Source organism: Sphaerotilus sp., assembly GCF_041083715.1.
Lineage (GTDB): Bacteria > Pseudomonadota > Gammaproteobacteria > Burkholderiales > Burkholderiaceae_C > Sphaerotilus.
The window spans coordinates 1-6459 of the sequence record NZ_JBFPGY010000307.1 but is presented as its reverse complement, the minus strand read 5'-3'; the positions used below and the strand labels follow the sequence as shown (position 1 = coordinate 6459).

4 protein-coding genes and 1 pseudogene are annotated in these 6459 nt (G+C 72.4%); 4 read left to right on the top strand and 1 reads right to left on the bottom strand.

Annotated elements, in window-relative coordinates; genetic code table 11:
• From AB3X43_RS14340 to AB3X43_RS14325, 4 genes and pseudogenes are all read left to right on the top strand, one after another.
• Positions 1-1421, top strand: a pseudogene (locus tag AB3X43_RS14340) (Rne/Rng family ribonuclease); the annotation flags it as partial.
• 138 nt (positions 1422-1559) lie between these two features.
• Positions 1560-3434 carry a bifunctional chorismate-binding protein/class IV aminotransferase gene (locus AB3X43_RS14335; protein ID WP_369430539.1) on the top strand — a complete coding sequence of 625 codons (1875 nt, stop codon included), beginning with the start codon at positions 1560-1562 and terminating at the stop codon, positions 3432-3434.
• A gap of 153 nt (positions 3435-3587) precedes the next feature.
• The gene (locus tag AB3X43_RS14330; RefSeq protein WP_369430538.1) at positions 3588-4367 is read left to right on the top strand and encodes an OmpA family protein; all 780 of its coding nucleotides are present in this window, start codon (positions 3588-3590) and stop codon (positions 4365-4367) included.
• Positions 4368-4427: 60 nt separating this feature from the next.
• Positions 4428-5477, top strand: a complete 1050-nt coding sequence (locus AB3X43_RS14325; RefSeq protein ID WP_369430537.1) for a hypothetical protein — start codon at positions 4428-4430, stop codon at positions 5475-5477.
• Positions 5478-5507: 30 nt separating this feature from the next.
• On the opposite strand, the gene nagZ is transcribed toward AB3X43_RS14325, so the two are convergent.
• Positions 5508-6459, bottom strand: a 952-nt coding sequence (gene nagZ, locus AB3X43_RS14320) for a beta-N-acetylhexosaminidase (protein ID WP_369430536.1), incomplete at its 5' end; no start/stop codon positions are given.

Below are 6459 nucleotides of genomic sequence, written 5' to 3'. Positions count from 1 at the left end.
TGCCGGACCAGCCCGCCCCGGTGGCCGCACCCAAGGCCGAACCGGCGCCGGTCGCTGTCGCGCCGGCACCGGTGGTGGCGCCTGCTCCGGCGGTGCCGGCACCGGAAGCCGTGGCTGCCGGCACCGGTTTCTTCGGCTGGATGAAGCGCCTGTTCGGCGTTGCTCCGGCGCCGGTCCCGGCCCCGGTGGCCGTGCCTGCAGCCCCCGTGGTCGATGCGCCGGTGGACGGCAAGACCGACAAGCCTGCCGACAAGACCGAAGGCCGTGGCGAGCGCAACGGCGAACGCCGTGGCGGACGCGAGGGTGGTCGCGAAGGTGGACGAGACGGCAACCGCCGCGACGGTCGCCGTGGTGAACGTGGTGGTGAACGCAGCAAGCCCGAAGCCGCCGAGCGCACGGGAGAGCGTGCTCCGGCCGAGGCCCGCCCCGAAGGTGGCCGCGGTGGACGCGGTGACCGTTCGCAGGATCGCCGCCCGGCCGAGGCCGTTGCCGAAGCGCCGAGCGGAGGGCGTCCGCCGCGCGAGCGCCGTCCCGCACCCGAAGTGGCCGCGCTGGCCGTCGAGGACGTGCAACCCGGCTTCGAGGACACCGCATCCCCGGCACCCGAAGGTGAAAGCGCCGCGGCCCAGGCCGAGCGCGAAGGCCGTCGCCGTCGCCGTGGTGGCCGTGGCCGCCGTGACCGTGAAGAAGCACGTCCCGGCGAGAACGGTGCCGAGGCCGACGGTGGCGACGCTGCCGCTGCGGTGACCGCTGATGCAGCGCCCGCTGCCGAGCCGGTGGCCGAGGCTGTGGCTGGTGCCGAGGTGCGTGGCGACGAGTCGACCGAGGAGGGCCGCGAGGAAGGTCGTCGCCGTCGCCGTGGCCGTGGTGGTCGCAACCGCGAAGAGGCACAGGCCGACGCGGCTGCCGCCGACGCCGTGGCACCGGTGGCGGAAACCGCTCCGGTGGTTGCCGAGGAGGCCGCACCCGCCGTGGCGGTGGTGGCCGTCGCTGCTGCTGCTGCCGTGGTGACGGACGCGGTCGTGGCGGAAGCCGCTCCGGTGGTGGAGACCCCCGCGGTGGTCGAGCCGGTCGCCGCACCCGTGGCCGAAGTGGCTCCGGTGGCCGTGGCCGCCGTGGTGCCCCAGGCATCCGAAGTGGCCGCGCCCGCCGTGGTGGCCTCCGCGTATGTCCTGCAACTCGACGAACTGGCGGCGGTGGCCCGCAGCGCCGGACTCGAGTGGATCAACAGCGACACCGACAAGGTGCGCGCCGTGCAGGACGCCATTGCCAGCACGCCGGCGCCGGTGCGCCAGCCGCGCGAGCCGCGTCCGGTGGTCGTGGTCGACGAAGGCCCGCTGATCCTGGTCGAGACGCGCCGCGATCTGGCCGGACTGCAGCTGCCGTTCGAGACCACCGACTCCGCGTCCGCCGAAGCCTGACCCGCCAAGGCCCCTGCCTGACCGCGAAGCGCCCCGGCGCTTCGCCCCGACGCCGCCCGGCTCTGTGCCCGGCGGCGTTTTTGCTGGCGGATCAGCATCCGCACCCTGTGCCACATCTGTCCGCTCGATTGTTCGACCATGCCCGACCCGATTTCGATCGCTCCCTCGCTTGCCCCGGCATTCGTTCTGCTGGACGACGCCAGCGCTCCTGCCGACATGGCCGCGAGTCGGCTGTTCACGGGCTGGCTCGGGGAACACTGCTGTGCAGATCCGGCCGAGCTGGACACCGTCTGGTCCGCTGCCATGGCCGATTGGACACAGGGCGTGCATCTGGTGCTGCTGGCCGACTACGAATGGGGCGTCCGTCTGGCAGGGCTGGCGGCGCCACCCGGCGCCCTGCGCCTGTTGCGCTTTGCGCACTGCGAGCGACTCGCACGCGACGGCGTGGACGCGTGGCTGGCGCGGCAGGAAGGTGCGCAGGCACCGGCCCCGGCCGGGGTATTCGGCCTGACGCCGGACGATGACGAGGCGACCTACACCGCCGCCATCGGCGAGATCCACGCCCGCATCCGCGCTGGCGAGACCTACCAGGTCAACCACACGCAGCGCCTGCGTGGCCGCAGTGTCGGCACGCCGCTGGCGCTGTACCGGCGTTTGCGGGCGGCGCAACCGGTGCCGTTCGGCGCACTGATCGCCCTGCCGCAGGACCGCTGGGTGCTGTCCTGTTCGCCCGAGCTGTTCGTGCACCACCACGCGGGGCGCCTCGTCACCCGTCCCATGAAGGGCACCGCCCCGCGCCATGCCGACCTGGCTGCCGACCAGGCCAGCGCCGACTGGCTGGCCCGTGACGTGAAGAACCGCGCCGAGAACCTGATGATCGTCGACCTGCTGCGCAACGATCTCGGCCGGCTGGCCACGGTCGGCAGCGTGCGCGTGCCGGCGCTGTTCGCGGTCGAACCGTACCGGACGGTGTTCCAGATGACCTCGACCATTGAGGCGGATCTGCCGCCCGCCACCGACCTGCCGGACGTGCTGCGGGCGGTGTTTCCCTGCGGCTCGATCACCGGCGCGCCCAAGCGCCAGACGATGTCGGTCATCGGCCGGCTCGAATCCTCGCCCCGCGGGCTCTACACCGGCGCGATCGGCTGGCTGGATGCACCAGACGCCGCCGACCACGCGGCCGGGCGGGTGATGGGGGACTTCTGCCTGTCGGTGGCGATCCGCACGCTGGACGTTGGCGCGGCCGACCCATGCGATGGCACGCGGGCGGTGGTGCTGGGTGTGGGTGGCGGCATCGTGCTGGACTCGGAGGTGGCGTCGGAGGCGGCGGAGTGCCGGCACAAGGTCCGTTTCCTGACGGGCACCGATCCCGGCTTCACGCTGTTCGAGACGATGCGGGTCGAGGGCCGGCAGGTGTGTCGCTTCGAGGCCCATCTGGCTCGCCTGCTCGGCAGCGCCGCGGCACTCGGCTTCACCGCGACCGCGGCCGCTGTGCAAGCCGCGGTGGCCGAGGCGGTGCAGGCCTTTCCGACAGAGGCGACCCAGGTGCACCGCCTGCGGATCGACCTGTCGCATGGTGGCGGGCTGGTTTGCCGATCGGGTGTGCTTGCGCCATGGCCGGACGGACCGGTGCGCCTGCTCGCGCCGCAGGGCCGCGTGCCCGTGCAGGACGCCGCGTTGCTGTCACACAAGACCTCCCTGCGCGCAACCTACGACGCCGCGGTGCGCGAGGCCGAGGCACTCGGCGCGTTCGACCGTCTGTTCGTCGATGCGCGTGGTGCCCTGACCGAAGGCGGGCGCAGCACCTTGCTGGTGAAACTGGACGGGCGCTGGTACACGCCGCCGGGATCGGCCGGTGTGCTGCCGGGCGTGATGCGGTCCGCGCTGATGGCGGATCCGGTCTGGCAGGTGTCCGAGCGGGTGCTCTGGCCCGCCGATCTGGACCGGGCCGAGGCGCTGGCGGTCTGCAACGCGCTGCGCGGGGTGCTGCCAGCGGTGCTCGTTCCGATCTGAGACCTGGGCGCATCAGTTACCCCGATCCTCACCGAAAGAGTGTTAAAGAAGTCACAAGTGCCGATACATTACTCGGCATCACGAAGACAGGCGCTGTGCAGTGCTGCGGTCCGGGTGGGCCGTGGTGGCTCGCGATGGCGAAGAGGAGACGCGATGTCGAGGCGATGGTGGAGTTGCCCGGTCTGCACCGTGCTGGGCCTGGCTGGTCTGGCTCTGCTGGTGTGGCTGTTGATCGGACGCGGGGATGGCCAGGCGGATGCAGTGCGCCAGCGCACCGCAGCGGACGCTGCCCAGGTCCTCGGTGCGGCGGGGTTTCCCTGGGCGGGCCTGCAGATCGACAACGAGGTCGGTCGCATCGTCGGCGAAGCGCCATCACCCGCCCAGCGCGCGGCGGCCTATGCCGCGGCCAGCACTGCGCTGCGGCCCATGATGGGCGTGCCCGGCGTGTTCGCCCGGCTGGAGGACGACCAGACGTCCCCTGCACCGACCTTGCCGGCTCCCGCCCTGGTGGTGGCTGCGGCCTCCCGCGCCCCGGTGGCGGCCTCCGGTCCGCTGTCGGCCGAGGACTGCCAAGTCGCGATGGCGCAGGTACTGGAAGCCCGGCAGATCCGCTTCAAGCTGGCGTCGGCCGAACTGGATCCTTCCAGCGTGCCCTTGCTGGAGCAGCTGCACACGCTGTCCATGCGCTGTCCGCAGGCCCGCATGCGCGTGGACGGCCACACCGACGCCCAGGGCGACGCCGCCGCGAACATGCGCCTGTCGCAGCGTCGCGCGCAGGCGGTGGTCGATGCGCTGGTCCGGCGTGGTGTGCCGGTGAGCCGGTTGCAGGCACAGGGCTTCGGCCAAGAGCGCCTGCTGGACCAGGGCCGTACGCCCGAGGCCCACGAGCGCAACCGCCGCATCGAGTTCCATCTGGCGTCCAAGGCGCCCTGAGTTGCGGCCGAGCGCCGACAGGCCGGCACCCACACCAACAAACACCGCGGAGAGATCACCATGTACCTGTTGAGCCAGTTGTGGCTGTACCTCCTGCTGGCCTGCCTGGCCGGCCTGGCGCTCGGACTGCTGCTGAACCGTTTCTGCCAGCAGCGCCGCCATGCCACGGAACTCGCTGCACTGCAGGACCGTCTGGACGCGCTCGACGCCGAACACCGCCAGACCAGCGCGCGCGCGCTGGCGTTGAGCGCCAGCGTCGATGAACACCACGCGGCGCGCCAGGAGCTGGGTGCAGAGGTCGCGTCGCTGCAAGGGCGCCTCGACGCGCTGCAGACCGCCTATGAATCGCGCATCACGCTGCTCAACACCGAGACCAGCCGCGCGGCGCACCTGTCCGACCAGCTGGCCGATCTGCAGACCCGCCATGCCGCACTGGAGGCCGCCCACCGCACGGCGCTTTCCACACAGGCCGACGTGGCCAGGGAGGCTGACGAGTCCCTGCTGGCGGCCCGGTCCGAGTGCGATGCCCAGGCCGCCGGCCAGTCCGCTGCCCAGCTGCGCGAGCAGGCCTTGCAGCAAGAGCTGGCCCAGTCGCAGTCACGCAGCCAGGAGCTGGAGACCGAGCTGCGCGCCCTGCGCGTGACACTGGCCGAGAACGACGAACAGCTCGCCACGCTGAGCGCCCGCCTGCAGACCGAACGCGACCAGCAGCAGCAGGCCCAGGCCCGCATCGCCGAACTGGCCGCGCTGGTGCCGCCGCCCGTGCCAGCGGTGCCCGCAGTCGTGCGGCCGGCGGTGTCGGACGCGGCGAGCCTGACGGGGGCCGAGCTGGAGCGGCTGGTGCTGGCGGCGGGTGCCGGACAGCAGCCTGCGCCCGTCGAGCTGGACCACCAGCGCCCCGATGACCTGAAGAGCATCGACGGCATCGGTCCGGTCAACGAACGCTGGCTGCACGCACAGGGTGTGCGCTACTTCTGGCAGATCGCGAGCTGGTCGCCGGCCGAACTGGCGTGGGTGGCGAACCACCTGCCCAACTTCGGTTCGCGCGTCTACCGCGAGAACTGGATCGCGCAGGCGGCGCGGTTGGCTGCCCGGCCGTCGATGGGCTGACGACCTGGGTGCGGCGGCGCAGGAGAGGGGTCAGCCGCCCAGCCGCTCCAGCGCCCGCAGGTAGGGCGCGTGGTGCACCAGGTCGTCCCAGGGGATCGGCGGCGTCTGGGGCAGCAGCGCCAGTCGCCGAGCCTCGCTGTCGGGGCTGGTCTGCCACTCGCCGCGCTCCAGCGCCGCCGCCAGGCCGTCGAGCAGGTCATCGACCGCCTTGCCGCCGTCGAGCGACTGGTTGCACAGCAGCACCATGTCGCAGCCCGCTGCCAGCGCGAGCACCGCCGCTTCGGCGTAGCACAGCACGGCACCGTTCTTCACGCCCGGCACACGCCGCGCGCCCTCCATGCTCAGGTCGTCGCTGAACACGACGCCGGTGAAGCCGAGCCGCTCGCGCAGGATGTCGTTCAGCCAGCGCGTCGAGTAGCCTGCCGGGCGCTTGTCCACCTTCGGGTAGACCACATGGGCCGGCATCACGCTGGTCAGGCTGGTCGAGAGCCATTCGTACGGCCGGGCGTCGTCCGCAAGGATGGCGGTGAGCGTGCGTTCGTCCTTGGGTGCGGCGACGTGGCTGTCGGCCTCCGCCCAGCCGTGGCCGGGGAAGTGCTTGCCGCAGTTGGCCATCCCGGCCTGCAGCAGGCCGTGCATCAGGCTGCGTGCCAGCGTGCCGACCACGCGCGGGTCGCGGTGGAAAGCGCGGCTGCCGATCACGCCGCTGCGGCCGTGGTCGAGGTCGAGCACGGGCGTGAAGCTCAGGTCCACGCCGCAGGCGCGCAGCTCGGCGGCCAGGATGTAGCCGGCGGCGGTCGCCATGTCGCAGGCGGTCATGGCGCCGTGGCCGGGGCCATGGCGGCCGTCGTCCAACCAGCGCTCGCCGAGCGTGCGCATCGCGGGCAGGTGGGTGAACCCGTCGGTGCGGAAGCGCTGCACGCGGCCGCCTTCGTGGTCCACGCTGACCACCACGTCCGGGCGGACGGCCTTGATGTCGGCG

Bases quoted from the DNA above. Each gene is read 5' to 3' on its own strand.
- AB3X43_RS14335 (WP_369430539.1), top strand. From the start codon at position 1,560: ATGCCCGACCCGATTTCGATCGCTCCCTCGCTTGCCCCGGCATTCGTT.
- AB3X43_RS14330 (WP_369430538.1), top strand. From the start codon at position 3,588: ATGTCGAGGCGATGGTGGAGTTGCCCGGTCTGCACCGTGCTGGGCCTG.
- AB3X43_RS14325 (WP_369430537.1), top strand. From the start codon at position 4,428: ATGTACCTGTTGAGCCAGTTGTGGCTGTACCTCCTGCTGGCCTGCCTG.